Raw genomic sequence first — 22,374 nt, 5'->3', positions numbered from 1 at the left:
GCTGCGCCGCCTCTTCCTACCGGCTGCGCCTGCACGCGGGCCGCAAGGAAAGCAGCATGCTTTCTTGCGGAGATAACGGATCTGCTTACTCTTCTCTTCATCGCATTTGAGCCATTTTACCAGAAACAGGAGAGAATTGTAAACACCCTGTCACCGCGGCATGACCCGCTTGACGAATGGCAGGCCTATGTATGCTTCCGGCATGAAAATCGGTCTATTCTACAGCTGAAATACAGCTCAGCCCGAGCGGCGCTAAAGAGCGTTTCCCCAGAACTAGGCTCCCCCTGCCTGAATATATTAGCATGATCCGCTAAGGAAACGAACTATTGACCGCTGAGGGAGGTTTACGCCTGTGCCTATTAAAAATGGACTTCAATATAAAGAACGCCTGGATCGGAATCGGCCTGATATCCGGATCGCCGGACAGCAGGTACAAGGGAAAGTATCCGAGCATGCTGCGTTCAAAGGATTGATGGCGACCCAAGCCTCGATGTACGATATGCAGGCTGACGAATCGGCGAAGGCGAGAATGACGTTCGAGTCCCCCCTTTCGGGAGAACGCGTAGGACTTTCTTTCCTGCAGCCGAAAACAAAAAAAGACCTCGCCGCCCGAAGAGAAATGATGCAGGCTTGGGCTTATGCCCATAACGGCTTCCTCGGCAGAGCCCCCGATTATATGAACACCGCACTGATGGCCTACTCGTCCGCTGCCGGAATTTTGGAGAAGGATTATCCTCAGTTCGCAGCCAACCTTAGAAATTACTACGTATATTGCCGGGAAAACGATATTACCCTATCCCATGTCTTCATCCAGCCCAAAGCCGCCCGCCTGTCCAATTTCCTCCTTGCACTGGAAGATCCTCCGGCAGCCAGAGTCATGGAGAAAAACAAGGACGGCATCATCGTCAGGGGAGCTTTCATGCTGGATACCCAGGGAGCGACCTCGGATGAAATTCTTGTCTATCCGGCCCCTTTCCCTACCTTCCATGAAGGAGAAAGCCCTTATTCCTTTTTCTTTGCCGTGCCAAGTTGCCTGCCGGGCATCCGCTTCGTGTGCCGGGAGAGCTTCGTGGGAGGAGAATCCGCCTACGACTATCCCCTCAGTTCCAGATATGAAGAAATGGATACCCTTGTTCTTTTCGAGGATGTTCTCGTTCCGTGGGACCGCGTCTTTCTATGCGGCGACGTGAGCATGGCTAACCGCCTTTCTGAGGAAAGCCGTTTTCACACTCATGCCGCCACCCAGGTCATGTGCAAGAACATCGCCAAGACGGAGTTCTTTCTCGGGGTGGCGGAAACGATGGCGGAGACGTCGGGCATCGACCAGAACGCCCACGTGGTGGAAATGGTGAGCGAGCTCCTCGTGATTTTGGAGACGCTCAAGTCGCTTCAGCTTGCTGCCGAGAACGGTGCCAAGCGCGACAAGTGGGGAAGCATGGTGCCGGACCCCAAGCCGCTGCTTGCCGCGAATGTTTATTTTCCCAAGGTGTATCCCCGCATGATCGAGATCATCCACCTGATCGGCTCGAGCAGCGTCATCATGATTCCCTCGGAAAAGGATTTTGACGGCAAGCTGGGCGATCCATTGCAGCGTTACCTCAAAGGCGTCGGATTGGATGCCAAAAATAATGTGCAGCTGTCCAGACTGGCCTGGGAGCTGAGCGTCAGCGCATTCGGGGGCAGACAGAGCGTTTATGAGAAGTTTTTCTTCGGAAATGCCGCTACGGTGACAAACCGTCTTTACAACGGATATGAAGGAAGAGAGAAATACAAGCAGCGCATCCTAGATTTCCTGTCGGAAAAATAGCGCCATGGCTTGCCCGCAAAAAAGTCCCGCCTCAAGACGGCCGTCTTGAGGCGGGACTTTTGATTCGCGAAGCTTTACAGGCAAGGCTTCACTCCTTGATGCGGATTCAGCGCGCCATGGCTTGCCCGCTGCCGGGTGGCGGGCCGCTTAGAAGAACGTCCAGCTGCCGAACCACTTCAGGAAATGAACGGCATAATCCCGGCTGATCGTCTGTCCCGTCAGCACCGGATAGAACATCGCCATCAGCGCGGCGGCAGCGCCAAGGTAAGTCCATGTCGCGGCTTTGCCTTGCTTGGCGCCGATACGCTGCGGCAGCTGCAGCAGCACGTAGACGACACAGAGCAGCAGGAACGGCACGGTAGCGTAATAGTGATAGATGAAGGTCAGGCGCGGAATGCCGACCCACGGAAGATATTGGGACAGGAGCCCGATCGTGACGACCTGCATCGCCCGTTCTTTTCTTTTCCAGGCGGCGATGAAGGCGGCGACGGCACAAGGAATGCCGGCCCACCAGAGCAGCGGATTGCCGAGCGACACGATGCTCGCGATCTGGCCCGGTTCCAGTCCGGAACCGGAATAATACCAGATCGGCCGGCGGATGATCGGCCACTCCCACCAGGTCGAGGCGAACGGATGGGTCGCCACCAGCTTGGAATGGTAATCGTACATGAACTTCTGGAACTCAATGACGTTTTTCAGGCCATGGCCCGGCCCGGGAACCCTCATGAACGGAATATACGTGAGGATGTAGATGACCCCGGGAATTAGGACGAAGAACAGCAGCCCCGCTCCGATCATGCCGGCGATGAAGCTCTTCTCGCTTGCGCGGCTCGGCGCGGCGTCTTCGCCCTTGCCGCCTGCCTGCTTCGCTTTTTTCTCCCTGCCGGGAACAGCTGCGGCACGGGAAGCCGCGAGATACCTTCTAACGAGCGAATAGAAGAAGATGGCCGCAAGGCCCGCTCCCGAATAGACGCCGACCCATTTGACCGAGGCTCCCAGCCCGAAGAAGATGCCGGCCAGGGCAAACGGCAGGAGCAGGCGGCGGAGCGGCGTTCCCGGCTCATTGCGCTGGAAGAACCGGTTCATGAAGTGGTAGCTCATGATGATGAACAAGACCGCATACGTATCGACGGTGCCGATTCTCGACTGCACGAGCGGCATGAAATCAAGGAAGATGAGCGCCGCCGCCAGCAGGCCGCCCTTGCGGGAGCGGAACAAGCCGCGTCCGAAAACGTACATGGCCGGGATCAGGAGCAGGCCGGCGATGCCGCCCATGACCCTCCAGCCGAACGGATTCATGCCGAACAGCGCGATGCCCGCGGAAATGATGACTTTGCCGAGCGGCGGATGAGTCGTCTCGTACGGCTCGATCCGGTGCAGATGCTCATAGGCGGTACGCGAGTGATAGATTTCATCGAAGTACATGCTGTTGCGGTAGGAAGGCTTGTCCGGCACGAGCGCCTGCTCGTCGAACAGCGGCGAGCCGCCATCCGCAGCGAGAGCCAGCCTGGCGCCGTCCGGTCCGAACAATCCCGCCTCATAGACGACGGCGGTTCCGGTTCCGGTGATTCGTACGGCCTGAGCCGTTTGCCCCGCCAGCGGCACCGACTTCCACTGGAATACGGTGCCTCCGTCGAGCTTCTGCTCCACGGGAGCGTTCCAGGTCATGCCGTCGGGGGATACCGATACCTGAACGGTGCCGTCCCCGATGCCCGCATAGAGCAGCAGATGATCGACGGCCTGCGGGCCGCCCTGCACTTGCGCCGTGACATCGGATGCCGGCTGCCACGCCGTTTTGGGAGCTTTGGCATCGCCAAGCTGCCAGAACATCATGACCGCGTATACGGCGACGATGGCGAGCACAGGCCACCATTCCTTGCGCCATGGCAGAGAGGTTCTGTCCTCATACGGCTGCGGCCTGCGCTCCGCGCCTGAGATGCCGCTGCCCGCATGCGCCGCTTCCGGAAGGACGAAGGAGCCGCTTCCGGAAGCCGCAACGAGCGAACCGAGTCTCTTGCCCTGCCATGCCTGGACCGTCAAATACAGGAGGTAAGCACCTGCTGCCGTCTGGACGAGCGACACGAGCACCATGACGCCGTTGCCGTTGGCGATATAATAGTTCTCCTGCAGCGCGTCCCGGAGCACGTAAGCGATATTGGCCAGTACCGCCACAGCAAGCGTGCCGTACAGCAGCAGCAGGCGGCGGCTTCCCGAGACGAGAAACGCGGCCAAGCCGAATGCCAGCGCCGGATAGAGATACCGCTCATGCATGCCGGTCTTCAGCAGGAACACGAGGAGCGATCCGGCAAAGGCGGCCAGATAAAGGCCGCTGCGGCCTTTTTTGAAGAAGATGGCCCCCATGACGACAAGCGCCAGCGCCGCTCCGGCGTTGCCCCAAACCGACAGCGGCAGCCCGAGCCAATGCTTGGCCGCATCGATTCCGTTCAGGCCGAGCAGACCATAGATGTTGAAGGCATTGAGCGTCGCGTACGGGTAGGAAGCGAACATCGCTTTGTAGTGATCCACAATCCAGAGCGGCTCCCTGCCGACGGCAAACGGAAGCAGCAGCAAGAGAGCGGCGGCGATGCCGGCTCCGGCAGCCTTCAGCCACTCCTTCCCGCTTCGGCTGGCAATCAGGGCGAACAGCAGCAGCGGCAGGAAAATGACCGCTTGCGGCTTGACGAGAACCGCCGCCGCAAGCCAAGCCGCTCCTGCGGCATGGCGGCTGCGGGACAGAGCCCGTACCGCGAGAAGGACAAGCAGCGTCATGACGGAATCCGCCTGCGCCCACAGCGCAGAGTCAAACCACACGGCCGGATTGAAGATGTATAGTCCGGCCGCCATCAGGCTGACGCGCTTGCCGAACCGCTCGCGGGCAATGCCGTAAAGCAGCCAGCCGGCAGCAAGATCGGCCAGGATAGCCGGCAGCTTGACCAGCAGGATGACGCCGCCGCCGGCTCCGCTCAAGCCGAACAGATGCTTGAGCATGCCCACTACGTAGAGGACGTAAATATAACCCGGCGGGTAGTCGGCGAACACGTCGTCGCTGAAAAATCCGTTCAGGCCGACCGAGTAGGCCCGGTCCGCCCAGATCGAAAAGTCGGGGAAGTCGATCGGATGTCCCTGCATCGTCGGCGCGAGCAGCAGGCGCAGCAGCAGGCCGCCTCCGAGCAGCAGCCACAGCGCCCTGCTTCCGGCAGTATCACGTCCTTCCTTGCGGAGCCAGTCGATGGATGCTGTCGCTTCCTTCCTGGAAAAGAGAGCCCGATAAGCGATTGAAAAGGCGTACAGAAACGCCGCTCCGCCCAGAAACGCAAGAGGGATCAAATAGCCGGGAGCTTTATGCGCGGCAGCGGCCGGTTCCGCGGGTGCCGGAGCCGGGGCCGAGGAAGGGTCCAGGGAAATAACCGTCGCGCCGGCGGGAGCTTCGGCCGCCTCGGTGACGGAGACAGCCGAGAAATCGGCGGTGCCGACATTCTCGCTTCCGTAGCCGCCGAGGCGGAGCAGCACGTCCATCGTGTCCTGGGACGGCCCGGTGCGCCCGTACACCTCCAGCGGCTGCCAGGCTCCCGCCGTATCGTAGAGGGAAACCGACGTATCCACGGGACCGAGCACGGATAGATTCGCCCCGGTCTTGCCGGCTTCGGCGCCGGCAGCTCTGACATTGGCGGAGATCCGGTACAGCGTATCCGGCTTCACCGTCACGCGCTGCAGCCAGCGCGCGTCGTTCGGCTGAAGGTTCTGCACCCTCAAATAACGGGCAGGCTCACCTCCCGTTCCCTGCTGCAGCGACCAGGAGGTGACCGAGTCATCGAGCTTGTAGCCATCCTTGCTCCAGCCTTGCGGCATGCTGTCCGCTCCCGCCTCGAAGCCGGGATTGGCCAGCAGCTCGTCCGCCGCATAGGCGGTCATGCGGCCTCCAAGCAGAATGGCCGCTGCAGCCAGCAGCAGAAGAATCGGCCTTATGTACGTAGGCTTCAATCGTCCAACCTTCCTCTCTCAAGCTCTGCATAAGTATGTTTTTAGAGTAGCATAGATAGGGTGCCGCTGGCACGCCAAAATAAGACAAGCCCAGCCCCCTTGGACCGCAGATTACCTCGCGATTATCAAGGAGCGCCGACGCCGCGAATCAACCAGAGCGGCCCGTATCTTTTCAACCGGTATCCGTTCAAGGGGTTTCCTGTCCCCAGATCGATGCCTTTGCTGATGGAGAAAAATCGATCGCCTCCCAGATTTCCTGCTGGCATGCCGGAGATAGAAGCGCTAAAGGCTGCAGCCGGCTGAAACTTGAACAACAGATCGCGTCTTATAGCCGTTTGCGGTGAAAGCGTTGTAAGAGCAAGCAAAAGCGGAATCATGGAAAGCGTGATCCAAATATTCCGGGTTGTCAGCTGAGGACGTTTCATTGAATGCCTACGCTCCTTTTCCAAGACATCCGACTAGCCGTAAGATCTCTCATCAAATCACGGAGACGATCCATCCGATCCACAAGGCGGCCGGAACGAGCAGCAGCTGAGCCAACACCGTTCCCATAAGGCGGGAGAGCATCAGAACGCCGAAAACCCGGCTCATCTCCCCGTTCGACCGGGCTCCACGCATGACCTGGTCGGTCAGCAAGCCGATCTTCGGATCGATCAGAAGGGCGAGCATGATCGTCGCCATGCCGTTGATCAGTCCCGAGGCCTGCGAAGCCGAGGTCGAATAGGCCGTTGCATAGGTGGATGCCAGCAGCGCCGCGAGCACCCCCGATCGTGTAAATGGCGGTGACGAGTCCGTTCAGCAGGACAAGCCGGTAAGGAACGCCCCCTTTTCGGATATGAGAAAACATAGAAAAACGAGGCAGCCTTAGATAATAACGGATGTTCCGCATCTTAGTCGGACTTAAAAGAACCGGCAGCAGGCGGGGAATGGAGCCTGCCTGCTCCATATGGGCGATCAGGCGAGCGGACAGCCTTACCGCGGTGGGGAACAGCACGATGGCCAGCAGCGTTCCGGCCGTCGCCGCCGCCAGAATGAATCTCATCTGGCCGGCCAGATGGAAGTCAGGATGAAGCCGCGCCCCGTCAATGATCTTGCCGGTCATCGGCGCCTGAATCATGTTGGAGGTGCGGGAAATCAGCAGCACGATACCGGAGAGGGACATGGCGACAGCGAGCTTGCGCAGCCTCACTCCAGCGAGCCTCAGCGAATAGGTCAGCGTTTCTGCCAAATGGATCAGCATCGTGAAGAAGGATACGGCGGCCACTTGGGCAATCAATAGAAGCACCTCCGGCAGATCATCTCTATCCTTTACTTGACGATATCCGGAAGCAATCTGTTGCTGCATGGACGACAAAAAGAAAGAGGAGACTACCCATCTCCTCCTTCTCAGATGCTGACGGTTGGGCGTCTTGTCAAGGATGATTGAAGCCTGTTTTCCGCTTAACGGTCTCCACGACAAGCCTCCCTATCCCTGCTTCTCTGCCTCATAAACCAGATGGAACCGGTAGCCCTCCAGAATGAAGCTTCCGCCGCCGTTTCCGTCCTCCTTGTAAGGAATGCCGGAGGCGTACAGCCTGGAAGTGATCTCGCTCCAGTCGGCGGCGCGGTTGAAGCCGAGCGTCACGCCCACACGCGGTGGAAGCGCGATCATGCCGATCGGAATCCAGCGGCGCTTCTTCGAGACGACGACCGCGTAGGCGGTCCCGCCGACCGCGAAGGTGAACGTGTCGGTAGGCTCCCCTCGCAGCTCGAAGCCCAGGAGATGCACCAGCTTCTGCCTGAACTCCGGGACGGATTCGACCGGAAATCCGACCTCCCGGATGAAAAGAACCGGAAAATCCGCCGAAAAAGGGCTCGCAGAGCCTGCATCCCCTTCCCTGTCGGTGATGATTTCCAGCAGATGGCCGTCGCCGTCGCGGAAGTAGATGTTCTTGCCCGTCTCGTAATCATCGATGGCGCGGCCATCCTCCCATTTCAAAAAGGTCAGCTGCCGGGATTCGGCCCATTCGACTACCCGTTCGAACCGGGAATAGGGAATCGCGAAAGCAAGATGGGCGGGTGAGATCGGCTCGAACGTCTCCACAAAGGAAAGGATGCTTCGATCGGCGACCCGGAAACGGATCTCGCTGTCCGACCGGTAGACGACCGGAAGCTGCAGAAGCTCCCCGTAGAACTGCCTGACGCCCTCCAGAGACACCGTATGAAGCTGCACATTCGCATAATGAGTAATCATGGCAAAACCCTCTTCCTTTGTCGTCTTTTTCTAAAGATTTTTATTTAGTATATGGTTATCTTTAGAAAGTCGCAAATGAAGATTTCATGTTCATGTCCCTTTGATCTCAAAGAGCGCTGCAGGCTGCTGCGGCCGGCCCGGCCCGACAGGAAAAAGCCGGATCTGCGCTTGGCAGATCCGGCTTCTTTCTACATTAAAGTGGAAAGCATTATTGGACTTTGATCGCGTCGTAGTACTTGGATTGCATCGTCTTGGCAGCCGCATCCAGCTTGGCTTTGAAGTCGACATCCTTCTTGGAGAATACTTCCTGGATGATGTTGGTCATCTCGGCGTAGTATTCCTGCGTGTTGTACTGGGCTTCCGGGTTGCCGTCGAGCAGCTTGTTGGATTCGGGATCGTACTTGTACACGTTGGTGTACTTGTCGTAGATCGCTTGAAGCTTCTTGCCGTATTCCGAATCCTCTTTGTAGTAGCTCATTTGCGGCGGGATATAGTACTTTTTGTCCGCTTGGCGGGCCTGGATATCCTTTTCGACCGCGCTCAGGTAGCTGTCGGAGAAGTAGTCGAACGTGATGTAGCGGAACGCCATCTCCTGCTCATCCTTCGAGGCGTTCGGGTTGATGACGAGATAGTCGCCGCCCAGAATGCCGGAATGCTTGCCGCCGGCTTCAGCCGCAGGCATCGGGTAGGTGGCGACGTCCTCAGGCTTCATGCCGCCTTGGTTGAGCGCTTGATCCAGCACGCCTTCCGCACCGGCGATGACCATGGCCGTACGCCCTTGAGCGAACGCGCCGACCGCGTCTCCCCAGCCGAGCGCCCAGTCCTTCGGAATGGCGTTGGCTTCCCAGCGCAGCTTCTGGTAGAACTGCAGCGCTTTGACGGCTGCGTCGGAGTTGAAGGCAGCCGTTACCTTGCCGCCGTCCGTCGTCTGGATCTGGCCGCCTGCTTCGAACAGGAAGTTGGTCCAGTTCCAGCCCGACTCGTTGCCTTTGCCCATTGGAGCGATGCCGGCGACGCCTTTTTTCGGATCGGCGACCGCTTTGGCCGTATTCAGCATGTCGTCCCAAGTCCAGTCGTAGGACGGGACCGCTACGCTTTTGGCCTCAAGCAGCTTTTTGTTGACGACGGTCGAGGTCGAGTACCCGTTCTGGACGATGCCGAATACTTTGCCGTCCTTGACGAACTGGTTCTGCAGCGTCGGATTGATGTCGTCCTTGAACGGGTATTTGTTCCACAGATCCGTGATGTCCGCCGCCCAGCCGCGCTGCACGAGGAAGCCGGCTTCCGTCGCGAACGTGTTGAAGAACGTCGGAGCTTCGTTGGCCGCCATCTTCACGCCGATTTCGTCGACATTGTAATGCCAGTCCGATTTGACGATCGTGACGTTCGGGTATTCCTTCTGGAAGCGGGCGATCTTGTCGTCCTCGGATTTGCGCTTCTCCGTCTGGTCAGGAAGCGGATAATAGATGCTGATCGTGATTTTCTTGTTCTTGATGTCTTCCTCGGCCGGAGCGGCCGCTCCGTCATTGGAGGCGGTGTTGTTGGCCGGCTCGCTCACTGCCGGCGACGGGCTCGAAGCTCCCCCGGTATTCGCGTTGCCGCTGCCGCTGTTGCCGTTGTTGCCGTTGCCGCAGGCTCCCAGCAGAACGCTGGTCGCCACCAGGCAGCTCAGGATCGCTGTCGATTTGCGCACGTGTAACTCCCCTTTTCTTGAACATGGATAAAATGGCGTTCATCTGGAATAGCTTGCAAAACCATCATAATGGATGCGTATTCATTGTACGATGTGCGATTCTATGGTCATTATGTGTGTCGTTACGATGAAGTCAGCCTTTCACTCCGCCCAGATGCAGGCCGCGGATGATGAACCTCTGGAAGACGAGGAAGACGGCGATCGGAGGCAGCATGACGAGCGTCAGAATGGCGAATTTGATGTTGAGGTTGAGCATTTTCGCCTGGATGACGTATTTGTAGATCGCCGTCGACAGCGGATAATGGCTGTCCTTGTGCATGATGAGCGACGGCCAGAACCAGTCGTTCCATGCGGTCGAGAAGACGAAGATGGCCAGCGTCGCGAAGATCGGCAGCGACAGCGGCACGGCGATGCGGATGAAGCAGCTGAGCTCGGAAGCTCCGTCGATTCTTGCCGCCTCGAAGATTTCCATGCTGATTCCGTCGAAGAAATTTTTGAGCAGCAGCAGGAAGAACGCGTTGGCGCCGGCCGGCAGCCAGAAGGCGAAGAACGAATCCAGAAGCCCGAGATCCTTCAGGTTGAGGAAGTTCGGGATCAGATAGGTCGTCGGCGGAATGAAAAGCGTGATCATGAAGAACATCTCGATGCTGCGGCGCTTCGGCACATGGAGGCGCGAGAGGCTGAAGGAAGCCGTTCCGAGCACCAGCACCGATATGATCATGTTGCCGCCGAATATGAGCAGCGTATTGCGAAGGAAGGTCGGAAGCGCGATGTAATTCCACGCCTCGTCGAAGTTGCCCCATTCCCATGTCTGCGGCAGGAAATGCGGCGGGAACGAATTGACCTCCGCGTTGTCCTTGAGTCCGTTGAAAGCCGTTGTAAGAACCGGATACACCATGGATGCCGCCATCAGGAAAATGATGACGAGCATGATGATATACCCCGCGCGGGTTCCTTTGCGCTTGAGATCGAATTCCGAAAGAATGCCTCTGTCCATGCTGCTCATGTTATCGGTCCCCTTTCCGGTCCAGGCGGTATTGAACGATCGCCAGAGCGCCAAGAACGATGAACATGAGCACGCCCATCGCGGAAGCGACGCCCATATCGAGACGAGTGGTCGCATACTTGACGATAAGCAGCGCGTAGGTCAGCGTAGCCTTGACCGGACCGCCGTCCAGAATCGCCAGCTGCGACTGGTAAGCCTGCGAGGTGCCGATGATCTGCAGCACGAGCATGAGCAGGATCAGGCTGCGCAGGGAAGGCAGCGTAATATGCCAGATCCTCTGCCAGATGCCCGCTCCGTCGATCTCCGCCGCCTCGTACCAGTCCCGCGGGATGCTGAGCACGGCCGCCAGATACAGGAGCATGGCGGAGCCGAATTGCTGCCACGTCTCCATGAAGACGAGGGAGATCATCGACCACTTCGTATCGGTCAGGAAGCTGACGCCCTCTCCTCCGAACAGGCTCGTGATGCCGGCGTTGATCGGTCCGACAGGATCGTACATCCATCTCCAGAGCCCGTACAGGACGACGACCGGGATGACGTTCGGCAGGTAGGCCGCGACGCGGAACACGCCCTGGAGCCGCTTGATCTCGGAAATTCCGATGGCGAATACGATCGGGACCCAGAAGCCCATGACGAGGCATAGCGCCATATAATAGAGCGTATTTTTGACGGCGGTCCAGACGTCGGGATCGCTGAAGACCGTCCGATAATTGTCCAATCCGACGAATTCGTCGCCGTTGACGAAGTCGATATGGTAGAAGCTGTAGAAGAATCCCTTGATGATCGGCAGCCACAAAAAGAGGATGAAGATGGCGGCCGCAGGCAATAGGAACGCCAGGCCCCACCCGTATTTGCGAAGCAGGGTCCGGGCTTTGCCCCTGCCCGCCTGCGCCTGCGGCCCGGTGGCCGCAACGATGTCTTGACTCATGTTTTTCTGCTGAAGCTGCTCGTCGCGCCGCCGGCTGGACCACAGCTCCTCGTCGCTGGCCTCGCGCAGAGCAATCTGATCGTGGAGCGCTCCAAGCGGCCTTGGGTGCAGACGATCGTCGTCTCCGCCCATGAGACGTTCCAATATGCGCAGATGGCGATCCGCCTGGGAGCGAGAGACTACCTGATCAAGCCGCTGAACAGCACGCTGGCTCGGGGAGACGGACAGCTCGCCGGCGATCGGCTACGGAATCCGCAACATCGACCAGAGGATCCGTCTGCGGTACGGCTATCCGTATGGACTGGCGATCGGGCCGAGGCCTGGCGGAGGCACGAAGGTAAGCATCCTGCTGCCGGATCAGCAGGATCAATCAAGCGAGGCAGGCATCGAATCAGACGGGGAGGACAATTGACATGCACCGAATATTGATCGTGGACGACGAACCGCTTATCTGCAAAGGGCTGGCCAGCCTTCTGGCGGGAGCGGGACTTGGCATCACCGACATCCATACGGCGAGCAACGGTTATGAGGCGCTGGATTATTTGCGCATGGAGGAAGTCGACCTCATGATCACCGACATCCAGATGCCGGGAATGAACGGCATCGACCTCATGTTCCCTTTCTCCTGGAATCTAAAATGAATAGATAAAGATAAGAAACAGGAGCCCGTCTCCGGGGATCAGGATTATCTGGCGAAGGCCAGCTCGCGGGTGATTCATAACCGACGCGCTCCGCGACCTCGTATCGCCTCGGCGATGCCGGCCTGCTCCATTCGCGGCGTAATCAACGGCCTTGTAGCCGTTGTCCTCTACCGTCACCCGGATTCTCCCCTCTTCGTCCCGGACGGCAGCGACCCGGATGAGCCCGTCCTCTCCCATATGCTTGATTCCGTGGATGATCGCGTTCTCGATCAGCGGCTGCAAGGTGATCTTGGGGATGCCGATGCCTCCAAGCTCCTCCGGTACGTCCCACTCCATCTTGAAATCGGCTTCATATCTCCGCTGCTGAAGAGCGACATAGGCGGCGGCATGCTCGCGCTCCTCCCCCAGCGAGATGATCTCGCGGCCCCGGCTGAGACTGATCTTCATCAGCTTCGACAAGTCCTTGATCATCTCCGCCGATTCGGAATTGCCCTCGAGCGAGCTTTTCCAATAGATGCTCTCCAGCGTGTTGTAGAGCAGATGCGGATTGATCTGATGGTACAGAATCTGAAGCTGCGCCTCCTTCTGCCGGATCTCCATCTGATAGCGGTCATGGATGAGGCTGTTGAGCCTCCTCGCCATCCCGTAGACGGCGGAGATGAGGACGCCGACCTCGTCGCTGCGCGATTGCCCCGGCGTCTCCGGCACCCGCTTGCCGGGCTCGTAGCGGCGCACGAACGTCGAGAGTCGCTGCAGCGGCGTCATGAGCGAGCGCCAGAAGTAGATCATGACGATGCAGCCGAGCAGCGTATAAGCGATCGAGATGAACAGAATGACATTCTTGAGCTCCTTTTGCTGCTGGAGCAGCGATTGAACCGGGATCTCGTAGACGAGGCGCAGGTTCAGCGCATTGGCCGCGCTGACGACATAGATGTCGTCGCTGTTCACCGCATGGTAAGGCATGTCGCTTCTGGCGGATCGGGCCGCGCGGACGACCTCTTCGGGCAGCTCGACCTTGGTGCCGAGCTTGCCCTGGACGGTGGAGGACATGATCGTGCCCTGGCTGTCCGTCAGGAACATCTCGCCGTCGGGCAGATTGACCGAGCGCAGCGAGTCGACGATCTTGCTGTCCATCTTGTACGCGACCAGGACGCCGATGACGTTCCCTTCGCCGATGTTGTTGACCGCGCGGATATAGGCGAGCGTCTTCTCCTTGCTGAAGGCGGTGTTGTTGTCGATGACCTGCATGAAGCCGAGTCCCTTGTTCTCGACCGCCTTGTCGTACCAGGCCGGCTTGTTGTCGGAATTGAGGAAGTAGACGCCGTTCTGCGTCATTTGGATGGAGGGGGCGAAATAGAACTCGCTCGAGGGATCGTACACATAAAGGGAATAGTAGATCGGATTTTCTCCATCCGTTCCGGTCGAATAAACCCGCAGCAGCTTGTCCATCGCCGCGTATTTCTTGACCCGGTCCAGCACCGGTTCCAGGCTGCCCGGCACGATGGCCTGCGTCGCGGGATTCTGGATGATCGTCGTCGTGATCCGGTTGATATTGTCCATATCCTTGTCGATGATGACCAGATTCTGCTTGTTCAGCTCGGCATAGGCGTTCGTAATGTTGCGCTTCAAAATGCTTTCCGCTTTCATATTGCCGTAGACGAACAGCCCCAGAATCGGAATGGCCATCATCAAAAACAGCAGGATCATCTGCATTTTCACGCTGAGCCTGGTAAGGGGATTGTTCATGGTCCATGCCTCCGGAATAAGTCGGTATTCCCGATTATGGGACGAACGGCAGGGGAATTCAATGTTTTTTTGGCCTGGACTAAGGAAAATAAAAGCAGTGCATACTAGTCCTGTTATTCATGCACGCCTCAACGAAAGAGCTCAAAGGAGTGATGAAGCCTGACAACCTCGGTCCTTTTGGAATACGCCTGGGTGCTTCTGGTGCTGATCGGCCTGGAAGGAATTCTGGCTGCGGACAACGCGCTGGTCATCTCCATCATGGTCAAGCATCTCCCGGAAAAGGAAAGGAAAAAAGCTCTGTTCTACGGGCTCGGAGGAGCTTTCGTCTTCCGGTTCGCTTCCCTGTTCATCATCTCCTTCCTCGCTCATGTCTGGTACGTGCAGGCGCTTGGAGCCGCTTACCTGCTGTACATTGCGATCAGCCATATGGTCAAGCGGCTGTTCGTCAAGCAGGACAAGCTTAAGAAGGAGGCCGAGAAGAAGCCCGAAAACTTCTGGGTGACGGTGCTCAAGGTCGAGCTGGCCGACATCGCCTTCGCGGTCGACGCCATTCTCGCGGCTGTCGCACTGGCGATCACGCTGCCGGCGACAACGCTGCCCCGGATCGGCGGCCTCGACGGCGCCCAATTCATCCTCATCCTGACGGGCGGCATCGTCGGGCTGGTCATCATGAGGTTTGCCGCTACTTATTTCGGCAAGCTGCTGGTGGAGCGGCCCGGGCTGGAGACGGCCGCCTTCGCCATCGTCGGCTGGGTCGGCATCAAGCTAGCGGTCTACACGATCGGCCACTCCGATGTCGCCCTCATCAGCTCGAGCTTCCCGAAAAGCGGGTTGTGGAAGGGCATCTTCTGGACAGTGCTCATCCTGATCGCCGTCGTCGGCTGGTTCGCTTCCAAGCCGAAGGCAGGCAGCAGCGGCGGCAGCGACGATCGCGGCGGGCGCAGCGGCGGGCAAGGCGGCGCCAGGCAGCCGGCTTAAATCCAGAGGCTCGACTCGAATGACAGATGATTGGCGGCTGTGAATGCGGCATCCATTTTAAACCATGAAGGGGCTGTCCCTGAAAGCCGAATGGCTTTCAGGGACAGCCCCTTTCTCATGGAACGCAGGAATCATCTGTCCAGCCACGTGCGCATCATGGTCAGCAATTGCGCGCTGTTGACCGGTTTTGTGATGTAATCCGAGCACCCGGCCTCAAGGCATAGCTCCCGATCCCCCTTCATGGCCTTCGCTGTCAGCGCAAGAACGGGAAGATCCTTGAACTCCGCCTTCTGCCGGATTGCACGGGTGGTTTCGTATCCGTCCATTCCCGGCATCATGATATCCATCAGCACGATTTCAATATCCGGCGTATGTTCCAGGATGTGCAGAGCCGTCTGTCCGTTCTCCGCCGGAATGACTTTCATGTGATGGCGCTCCAGAATGGACGTGAGAGCAAAAATGTTCCGGATATCGTCATCGACCACAAGCACTTTCTTGTACTCGATCATTTCATTGGAATGATGCAGCTTGACCAGCTTGTCCCTGGAGCCGGCAGGCAGGTTCTCTTCCTTGCGGTGCAGGAAGAGAGTCGTCTCATCGATCAGCTGGGCATTCGATTTGACCTCTTTGAGAACCGCCATCTTGACCAGCTCATCCCATTCGTTCTCTTCCGCCGGCGCGAGCTTCCTGCTCAGACGGGCCAGGATGGGAATCCTTTTGTTCCGGGCATCCTTGTGCATCTCGCGGACGAACCGGATGAGATTCATATCCTTCAAGCCGCTGTCCAGAACCACACCGTCAAAAGCTTTGGCATTGAGCTGGTTCAATCCTTTGCGTCCCGTGTCCACGGCCGTGATCTTGAGATCCTGGCTGCCCAGCAGCTCGACGATTCCCTTGCGCTCCTGCTCGTCTTGAACGACCACCAGCAGGCTGCGGGCCTTATTGTCCGCAAACTGGCTCAAGCGATCCAGCGCGTTCTCCAGCTCTTCGTTCGTCACCGGTTTGCGGAAGTAATCGAACACTCCCTTCTGCAGCAGGAGCACCTCGTCCTCGTCGACGGTCATGACGCAGATCGGAATATGCCGCACCTTGATATCGTTCTTCAGCTGCTCAAGCACCAGCCAGCCGTCGGTGTCCCTCAGATGCAGATCCAGCGTGATCGCGATCGGCTTGTACTTGTGAACGAGTTCCAGGGCGTCCAGGCCGCCGGAACTAATGACCGCCTTGATTCCTTTCTTTCGGAGGAGATCGAGAATGATCTCATTGAACTTCTGGTCATCCTCCACGATCAGGAACACGCGGTCTCCAGGCTCGATGCGGTCCCTGTCGTCCATCAAGGAGTCATCCGCCGGCCGGGACAGGCTGCTTCTGCGTTTGGGCGGAGTGATGTCGATCACCTCGGGAGCATGCGGCTTGCGGGGCTCCGGCTCCGTGTATTCCGCTTCCGTAGGAAGGTAAAGATTAAATACGCTTCCCTGGTTCACTTCGCTAAACAGGGTGATCTCTCCGCCCAGCATCTCGGCTATCTCCCTGGAGATGGCAAGCCCCAGTCCCGTTCCTCCGTATTCCCGGTTCGTGCTGCCGTCCGCCTGCTGGAAGGCTTCGAAGATGATCTGCTGCTTTTCGGGCGGAATTCCGATTCCGGTATCGCTGACGGTGAAGCAGAGGACCGTCTTGGCATGGTTCAGCGAGTCGTTTTCCAGGTTCCAGCCCCCGCTCGCTTTTTTGACCTGGAGCATGATCTGTCCCTGCTCCGTGAATTTGAAGGCGTTGGAAAGCAAATTCTTCAAAATCTGCTGAAGCCGCTTGAAGTCCGTGAGGATGCTCGCCGGCACGCCGGATTCGACCTTGATCCGGTAGTCCAGCTTCTTGGCGTCCACCATGTGGCGGAAGGTCCGGTCAAGCCCGTCTGTCAGCTCCGCCAGCGAGACTTCGCTGTAATCCGGCGTAACGGTGCCCGATTCGATCTTCGACAGATCCAGAATGTCGTTGATCAGATTGAGCAGCTCGAGTCCGGAGTCCTGGATCGTCTTCGCGAACTTCACCTGGATCTCGTGAAGGTTCTCATCCGGATTCTCGGCCAGCTGCTCGGCCAGCAGCAGCAGGGAGTTGAGAGGGGTGCGGAGCTCATGCGACATGTTGGCCAGGAATTCGGATTTGTACTTGGATGTGAGGGCCAGCTGCTCCGCCTTCTCCTCCAGATACCGTTTGGCCACTTCGACCTCATGGTTCTTGCTCTCCACTTCCGCCTTCTGCAGCACGAGCAGCTTCGCCTTGTCCTCGAGCTCGTCGTTCGTGTTGCGCAGCTCCATCTGCTGCTTCTGAAGCTCTTCGGTGAGGGACTGCGACTGAATCAGCAGCTCCTCCGTACGCTGGTTCGCCTGCATCGTGTTGATCACGATGCCGATGGATTCCGTCAGCTGGTCCAGGAAGGCAATGTCGATATCGCTGTAGAGACGGAAGGAAGCGAGCTCCAGAATCGCCAGCACCTGGTCCTCGAAGATGATCGGCAGCAAGACGATGTTGAGAGGCGTCGCTTCTCCCAGAGCGGACGAAATCACGACATAGTCGCCCGGCACGTTGGTCAGCAGGATCCGCTGCTTCTCGATCAGGCACTGGCCGACCAGCCCCTGTCCGGCCCGGAATTCGTTCGCCAGATGCTTGCGGGTCTGGTAGGCATAGCTCGCGAACAGCTTCAGCACCGGCTCGCCGCCGACCGGTTCGTTGATGTAGAAGACGCCATGCTGCATCGATACGAGCGGAGCCAGCTCCGACAGGATCATGCGGCTGACGGCATACAGATCCCTTTGCCCCTGCAGCAGCCGCGAAAACTTGGCGAGGTTGGTCTTGAGCCAGTCCTGCTCCGTATTGATCCGGGTCGTCTCCTTCAGGTTCCGGATCATTTCATTGATGTTGTCCTTCAGCGTCGCGACTTCTCCGGATGCGGACACGTCGATGGCGCGCGACAGATCGCCGTTGGTCACCGCGGTCGCGACGTTGGTGATGGCGCGCACCTGGGTGGTCAGCGTGCTCGCCATGTAGTTGACGTTGTCGGTGAGATCGCGCCAGGTGCCGGCTGCGCCCGGCACGCTCGCTTGGCCGCCCAGCTTGCCTTCGGCGCCTACCTCCCGCGCCACGGTGGTCACCTGGTCGGCGAAGGTGGCCAGCGTCTCGATCATATTGTTGATCGTATCCGTCAGCTCGGCGATTTCGCCCTTGGCTTCCACGGTAAGCTTCTGCTTCAGGTTGCCGTTCGCCACCGCAGTGACGACCTTGGCGATCCCGCGCACCTGATCCGTCAGGTTCGTCGCCATGATATTGACGTTGTCGGTGAGGTCCTTCCAGATTCCGCCGACGCCGCGCACCTGGGCTTGTCCGCCCAGCTTGCCGTCCGTGCCGACCTCCCGCGCCACCCGCGTAACCTCGGAGGCGAACGAATTGAGCTGGTCCACCATCGTGTTGATCGTGTTCTTCAGCTCCAGCAGCTCGCCTTTGACGTCGACCGTGATTTTCTTGGACAGGTCGCCGTTCGCGACGGCCGTCGTCACGCCGGCAATGTTGCGCATCTGGACCGTCAGGTTGCTGGCCATGTAGTTGACCGTATCGGTCAGATCCTTCCAGGTGCCGGACACATCCTTCACTTCAGCCTGCGCGCCGAGCTTGCCGTCCGTGCCGACCTCGCGAGCTACGCGCGTAACCTCGGAGGCGAAGGTCGAGAGCTGGTCCACCATCGTATTGATGGTGTTTTTCAGCTCCAGGATCTCGCCTTTGACATCGACGGTGATCTTCTTGGACAGATCGCCCTTCGCGACCGCCGTCGTGACGTCCGCGATGTTGCGCACCTGGTCCGTCAGATTCCGGGCCATGTTATTGACGCTTTCGGTCAAGTCCTTCCAGGTGCCGCCGACCCCTTTGACCTGCGCTTGCCCGCCCAGCTTTCCGTCCGTCCCGACCTCGCGCGCCACCCGCGTCACCTCGGAGGAGAACATCGAGAGCTGGTCTACCATTGTGTTGATCGTGATCTTGAGCTCCAGGATCTCGCCCTGCACATCCGCCGTAATTTTCTTGGACAGATCGCCGTTCGCGACAGCCGTCGTCACGACCGCGATGTTGCGCACCTGGTTGGTCAAGTTCGAAGCCATGTAATTGACGCTCTCGGTCAAATCGCGCCAGGTGCCTGCAACGCCCTTGACCTGGGCTTGTCCGCCCAGCATGCCCTCGGTGCCGACCTCCCGTGCGACCCGCGTCACCTCGGAGGCGAAGGTAGAGAGCTGCTCCACCATCGTGTTGATCGTATTCTTGAGCTCCAGGATCTCGCCTTTCGCGTTGACAGTGATTTGCTTGGACAGATCGCCTTTGGCGACAGCTGTCGTCACCTCGGCGATATTGCGAACTTGATCGGTCAGCGTGCCGGCCATGAAGTTGACGCTGTCGGTAAGATCCTTCCAGGTGCCGGATACCCCTTTGACATCCGCCTGCCCGCCGAGGATTCCTTCCGTCGACACCTCGCGCGCAACCCGCGTCACCTCCGAGGCGAAGTTGCTGAGCTGATCCACCATGATATTGATCGTGCTCTTCAGCTGGAGGATCTCGCCTTTGGCGTCGACGGTTATCGTCTTCGACAAGTCGCCCTTCGCGACCGCGGTCGTCACCTCTGCGATGTTGCGCACCTGGTTGGTCAGGTTGGAAGCCATGTAGTTGACGCTTTCAGTCAGATCCCGCCAGGTGCCGGAGACGCCTTTGACATCCGCCTGTCCGCCGAGAATCCCTTCCGTGCCGACCTCGCGCGCCATCCGGGTCACCTCGGAAGCAAACGTCGACAACTGATCCACCATCGTGTTGATCGTGTTCTTCAATTCCAGAATCTCGCCCTGCACATCCGCGGTGATCTTCTTCGACAGGTCGCCGTTTGCGACCGCCGTGGTGACGACCGCGATGTTGCGCACCTGGTTGGTCAGATTGGAAGCCATGTAGTTGACGCTCTCGGTCAAATCCCGCCAGGTGCCGGATACGCCCTTGACATCCGCCTGCCCGCCGAGCTTGCCCTCCGTGCCGACCTCGCGAGCCACGCGGGTCACCTCGGAGGAGAACATGGAGAGCTGGTCCACCATCGTATTGATCGTATTCTTGAGCTCCTGAATCTCTCCACGCGCACTGACCGTGATCTGCTTCGACAGATCTCCGTTTGCGACGGCAGTGGTGACCGCCGCGATATTGCGCACTTGATCCGTCAGGTTGGTCGCCATGTAATTCACGCTGTCGGTCAGATCTTTCCAAGTGCCCGATACGCCTTTGACGTCCGCCTGGCCGCCCAGAATTCCTTCCGTGCCGACCTCGCGCGCCACGCGGGTCACCTCGGAGGCGAAGGTGCTGAGCTGATTCACCATCATATTGATGTTGCTCGCCGTTCTCTGGAATTCGCCGGTAAGCGGCCGTCCCTCGATTTCCAGCTCCACCTTCTGGGACAGGTCGCCTTTGGCAACGGCGTTGATGACCCGAACCATCTCGCTCGTCGGCTGGATCAAGTCGATGACGAGGCCGTTCAGCGAGTCGGTGATCGTTTCCCAGGAACCGCCCAGATTTTTCTGCACGAACCTTTTCGAGAGATTCCCTTCCTTTCCGACCACCTTGGCTACAGTCTGGACTTCAGACACCAGGCCCTCATGAATATCCATGATTTCATTGAACGTATCCGCCACCTTGCCGGCCACGCCCGTGCGGTCATACGGCATCCGGTAGGAGAAGTTGCCCTTCTTCATCGCCATCAAGGCGTTGAGCAGCTCGCCGCCGTCGATTCGGCCGTCGCTGGATCCGTTGTTCACGTTTTGCTCGCTCATGTCCTCAACCCTGCCCCTTTATCCAGTCATAGTTTTGAATGGCCGGTTTCCCGACGTCCAATCGGTCCGGCTTGACGATGAGATCATCCATGCCCTTGTCGTGTGGCATCGTTTCTTTGGAAGCGTATTCCGAATCCTCCTGAGGATGAACGTCGTCATGCCGGAACGGCTTGACGGCTGTCGTAAAAATAATGGTCGTGCCGGGTTCATGCGACGGTTCTACCCGGATCGTGCCGCCCATGAGCTCGACCAGGGATTTGCTGATCGATAATCCGAGGCCCGTGCCGTCGAACATCCGGGTTGTCGAGGCATCCAGCTGGGAGAACGGCTGAAACAGCTCGTCAACCTTGTCCGGAGGGATTCCGATTCCGGTATCCATGATCCTGAATTCAAGCAAAAGGGAATCAGCCGTCTCCTCCAGCTTGTCCACCCTTATGCATACGCCGCCTTCATGGGTGAACTTGACGGCATTGCCGACCAGATTGTTCAGCACCTGCCGGAGACGGTTGACATCTCCCTTCAAATAAGAAGGCAGAGACGGATCCATGAAGACTTTTATTTCCAGGTCCCGTTCCCTGGTTTTGGCCGTGAACAGGTCCATCGTCTCCATCAAGCAGTGCTGGAGGGAAAAAGCCTCTTCTTCCAGTTCCATCTTTCCGGATTCGATTCTGGAGAATTCGAGAATATGGTTGATGACAGAGAGCAGGGCATGACCGCTAGTGTGGATGATGCCGGCCATCTCGGTGAATTCCTCCGGCAAATCGGAGGCGAGAAGCAGATCGGACATGCCGATGATTCCATTTAGCGGAGTCCGCATCTCATGGCTCATCATGGCCAGGAATTCCGACTTCACGCGGGAGGCGAGCTCCGCCGTCTCCTTCGCCTGACTGAGCGCCAGATTGGCTTTCTCCAGCTGCCTCGTCTGGTTCTTCAACGTTTCGCTTTGAATCTGGAGGGTCTTGTTCGCTTCATACATGCTGACGTAGCCCTCGATTTTGGATTTGAAGATCTGCGGAACGAAGGGCTTCGTCATATAATCCATCGCGCCTACGGAATAGCCGGCGAAGATGTGCTCCATCTTATTGCTCGTGGCCGTCATGAAGATGATCGGCACGAATTTGGTCTTCTCCCGGGTCCGGATGAGGCTGGCCGTCTCGATCCCGTCCATCCCCGGCATCTGCACAGCCATGACAATGACGGCAAACTCCTCTTCCAGCAAACATCGCAAAGCTTCCATACCGGAATAGGCCCGGACCAGACGATAGGGTTCTCCGACGAGAACCGCCTCAATGGCCACCAGGTTTTCCGGATGATCGTCTACGAGCAGGATATTGATGGGAAAATCCATGAGGCCCCTCGCTTTCCGACTTGTGGAGTAACGGGCTTTTATTTCGACAAAATAGGATAAGATAACTCCGATTATATCGGATAAACTCTCATTTAGGAAAATGGTTTCCCGCTAGTTTCGATTTTTTTATTTCTCGCTCCAACGGGACGAAGTAGCAACGAAAAAAAACGGGATGT

12 protein-coding genes and 1 pseudogene are annotated in these 22,374 nt (G+C 58.2%); 3 read left to right on the top strand and 10 right to left on the bottom strand.

Annotated elements, in window-relative coordinates:
- Nucleotides 1–352 precede the first annotated feature (352 nt).
- Complete coding sequence (gene hpaB / locus VE23_RS24520; protein ID WP_049869463.1) at nucleotides 353–1,807, top strand: 4-hydroxyphenylacetate 3-monooxygenase, oxygenase component; 1,455 nt, start codon at nucleotides 353–355, stop codon at nucleotides 1,805–1,807.
- Nucleotides 1,808–1,954: 147 nt separating this feature from the next.
- Here the strand turns inward: hpaB and VE23_RS26200 are convergent, their stop codons facing one another.
- The 7 genes from VE23_RS26200 to VE23_RS24485 form a co-directional block, all read right to left on the bottom strand.
- A complete protein-coding gene (locus tag VE23_RS26200; RefSeq protein WP_049869462.1) occupies nucleotides 1,955–5,788 on the bottom strand; it encodes a glycosyltransferase family 39 protein in 3,834 nt (1,277 codons plus the stop codon).
- A 125-nt stretch (nucleotides 5,789–5,913) separates the two neighbouring features.
- Nucleotides 5,914–6,213, bottom strand: a complete 300-nt coding sequence (locus VE23_RS24510; protein WP_049869460.1) for a hypothetical protein — start codon at nucleotides 6,211–6,213, stop codon at nucleotides 5,914–5,916.
- A complete protein-coding gene (locus tag VE23_RS27900; RefSeq protein WP_442950542.1) occupies nucleotides 6,210–7,064 on the bottom strand; it encodes a lipid II flippase family protein in 855 nt (284 codons plus the stop codon). Before VE23_RS27900 ends, VE23_RS24510 begins: the two co-directional genes overlap by 4 nt.
- 189 nt (nucleotides 7,065–7,253) lie before the next feature.
- Nucleotides 7,254–8,021, bottom strand: coding sequence for a VOC family protein (locus VE23_RS24500; protein WP_049869458.1), 768 nt, complete (start codon nucleotides 8,019–8,021; stop codon nucleotides 7,254–7,256).
- Nucleotides 8,022–8,229: 208 nt separating this feature from the next.
- Nucleotides 8,230–9,714, bottom strand: a complete 1,485-nt coding sequence (locus tag VE23_RS24495) for an ABC transporter substrate-binding protein (protein WP_021877886.1) — start codon at nucleotides 9,712–9,714, stop codon at nucleotides 8,230–8,232.
- A gap of 133 nt (nucleotides 9,715–9,847) precedes the next feature.
- Entirely contained in the window at nucleotides 9,848–10,720 is an 873-nt protein-coding gene (locus VE23_RS24490) for a carbohydrate ABC transporter permease (RefSeq protein ID WP_049869456.1), read from the bottom strand.
- A gap of 1 nt (nucleotide 10,721) precedes the next feature.
- A complete protein-coding gene (locus tag VE23_RS24485; RefSeq protein WP_048748780.1) occupies nucleotides 10,722–11,648 on the bottom strand; it encodes a carbohydrate ABC transporter permease in 927 nt (308 codons plus the stop codon).
- A 413-nt stretch (nucleotides 11,649–12,061) separates the two neighbouring features.
- Between VE23_RS24485 and VE23_RS24480 the strand changes: the two are divergent.
- Nucleotides 12,062–12,262: pseudogene (locus tag VE23_RS24480) on the top strand (response regulator); the annotation flags it as partial.
- A gap of 18 nt (nucleotides 12,263–12,280) precedes the next feature.
- Here the strand turns inward: VE23_RS24480 and VE23_RS24475 are convergent.
- On the bottom strand, nucleotides 12,281–14,035 hold the full coding sequence (locus VE23_RS24475) for a cache domain-containing sensor histidine kinase (protein WP_049869453.1): 1,755 nt from the start codon (nucleotides 14,033–14,035) through the stop codon (nucleotides 12,281–12,283).
- 159 nt (nucleotides 14,036–14,194) lie between these two features.
- Between VE23_RS24475 and VE23_RS24470 the strand changes: the two genes are divergently transcribed.
- Nucleotides 14,195–15,013 carry a TerC family protein gene (locus VE23_RS24470; protein WP_049869451.1) on the top strand — a complete coding sequence of 273 codons (819 nt, stop codon included), beginning with the start codon at nucleotides 14,195–14,197 and terminating at the stop codon, nucleotides 15,011–15,013.
- Nucleotides 15,014–15,144: 131 nt separating this feature from the next.
- On the opposite strand, the gene VE23_RS24465 is transcribed toward VE23_RS24470, so the two are convergent.
- Nucleotides 15,145–20,850, bottom strand: a complete 5,706-nt coding sequence (locus VE23_RS24465; RefSeq protein ID WP_048749147.1) for a HAMP domain-containing protein — start codon at nucleotides 20,848–20,850, stop codon at nucleotides 15,145–15,147.
- A gap of 4 nt (nucleotides 20,851–20,854) precedes the next feature.
- Nucleotides 20,855–22,198, bottom strand: a complete 1,344-nt coding sequence (locus tag VE23_RS24460; protein WP_069202526.1) for an ATP-binding response regulator — start codon at nucleotides 22,196–22,198, stop codon at nucleotides 20,855–20,857.
- Between the last annotated feature and the right edge of the window lie 176 nt (nucleotides 22,199–22,374).

This window comes from Paenibacillus sp. D9 (genome assembly GCF_001188365.1).
In the GTDB taxonomy this organism is placed as follows: domain Bacteria; phylum Bacillota; class Bacilli; order Paenibacillales; family Paenibacillaceae; genus Paenibacillus_O; species Paenibacillus_O humicus.
The sequence above is the reverse complement of the archived record's forward strand: the minus strand, read 5'-3'. Positions and strand labels throughout refer to the sequence as shown.

Coding starts and splice junctions, on each gene's coding strand:
- VE23_RS24500 (WP_049869458.1), bottom strand. CDS start 8,021: ATGATTACTCATTATGCGAATGTGCAGCTTCATACGGTGTCTCTGGAG.
- VE23_RS24475 (WP_049869453.1), bottom strand. CDS start 14,035: ATGAACAATCCCCTTACCAGGCTCAGCGTGAAAATGCAGATGATCCTG.
- VE23_RS24510 (WP_049869460.1), bottom strand. CDS start 6,213: ATGAAACGTCCTCAGCTGACAACCCGGAATATTTGGATCACGCTTTCC.
- VE23_RS24485 (WP_048748780.1), bottom strand. CDS start 11,648: ATGAGTCAAGACATCGTTGCGGCCACCGGGCCGCAGGCGCAGGCGGGC.
- VE23_RS24460 (WP_069202526.1), bottom strand. CDS start 22,198: ATGGATTTTCCCATCAATATCCTGCTCGTAGACGATCATCCGGAAAAC.
- VE23_RS24465 (WP_048749147.1), bottom strand. CDS start 20,850: ATGAGCGAGCAAAACGTGAACAACGGATCCAGCGACGGCCGAATCGAC.
- VE23_RS24490 (WP_049869456.1), bottom strand. CDS start 10,720: ATGAGCAGCATGGACAGAGGCATTCTTTCGGAATTCGATCTCAAGCGC.